At 68.6% G+C, this 1,226-nt stretch carries 1 pseudogene; it reads right to left on the minus strand.

Features of this window, described 5'->3' with window-relative positions:
• A pseudogene (locus tag AC1DWT_RS51430) lies at positions 1 to 287 on the minus strand (hypothetical protein); the annotation flags it as partial.
• Positions 288 to 1,226: the final 939 nt, after the last annotated feature.

Below are 1,226 nucleotides of genomic sequence, written 5' to 3' on the forward strand. Positions count from 1 at the left end.
CCGAGCCACTCCATCGCGTCCGGGCAGTCCATGAAGGTGACCGGGCCGTCGAARCACCGCTCGGTCTCGGCCCACCAGGTGCCCTGCTCGGGACGTTCGCTGTTGCGGCGGGCCGCCTCCTCGGAGTCGAACCGAACCAGGGCGATGTACGTGCCGTCATCGCGGGTGCCGGAGGTGGAGCCGAGGTAGCCGGTGGCCCCCGGTTGCAGTTCCTCGTTCCACCGATCCATGCATTCGCGCAGCCGCGGCTGATCGGMRACCTTTCCCTGGATGACTTGGATGAACATCAGTAACCTCCTCCCGCGGGGACAATAGGTCCCCTCGGTGAGTGCAACGGTGGCCGACCCGTCGCGGTCCACCGCCGGCGGGCGTCGACGGCCCGCGGCCGCAGCCACTGCGTACCCAATTTTTCTCCGCCGCACCGCGTGGGACAAGGGCGCACACCGGCAGCTCGCCCGGCCCGGGTGGAAGCCGAACGGGCCGTACACCTTCCGCGGCGGGAACGGGCGCATGCGGAGCGAGTGGTGATCGGACGGTGGGTCGTTCGTTCCGCCGTGCGGCCGTCTGATCGACGTCTCCGACGTGGGTTCGGTGTTCAGGTTTCGGGTGATCGCGCACCGGCACCGCCTGGTTACTCGGATGCCTCGATCGGCCCGGGCGCCCACACACAAGATGCGCCCCGTCCCGCGGTCCTCGCGTGCATGTCGGCGCTCCCCGAACTCGCCGAACTCCCCGATGACCTCGTTCGGATGCAGCGTGTACGCCGTGGGCATGACGCTGCGGCGGGCACGGTGTTTTGTCCACCGTCGTCTCCTCGATGTCGACGAAGACGAAGTTGTGCCGCGTTGAGGGTGCGGCTCCCCCGGATGGGCCCAGTGCCGGTGGTCCTACCCGCCGGCGCGTCCGCTCCGAAGGTGAGTCACTCGGTCGTCGCCGACCGTGGGCACAGAGGGCGGGGAGTGGGGGAGTGGGAGCAAAAGAGCTGGTCGGTAGGGGCATTACGTTCCGTCAGGGGTGGGGTGCGGGGGTAAATGGGCGCAAGATCAAGGGTGAAAGACAGTCATCGTTGCGGCGGGTGGCGGATCTGATCAACCCAGCGGGTGGTGTTCGCCCACCTCGACCGAGCCCGGCCCACGTATACCCCGGATCAGCAGGCGGCGCTCGGCGCGAACCGCAACTGCCGCGCCCGTGTGGTGGGGGAGGCCAAACGCACCCATGTCAAGCAC

This window comes from Rhodococcus sp. P4_B6 (genome assembly GCF_056402215.1).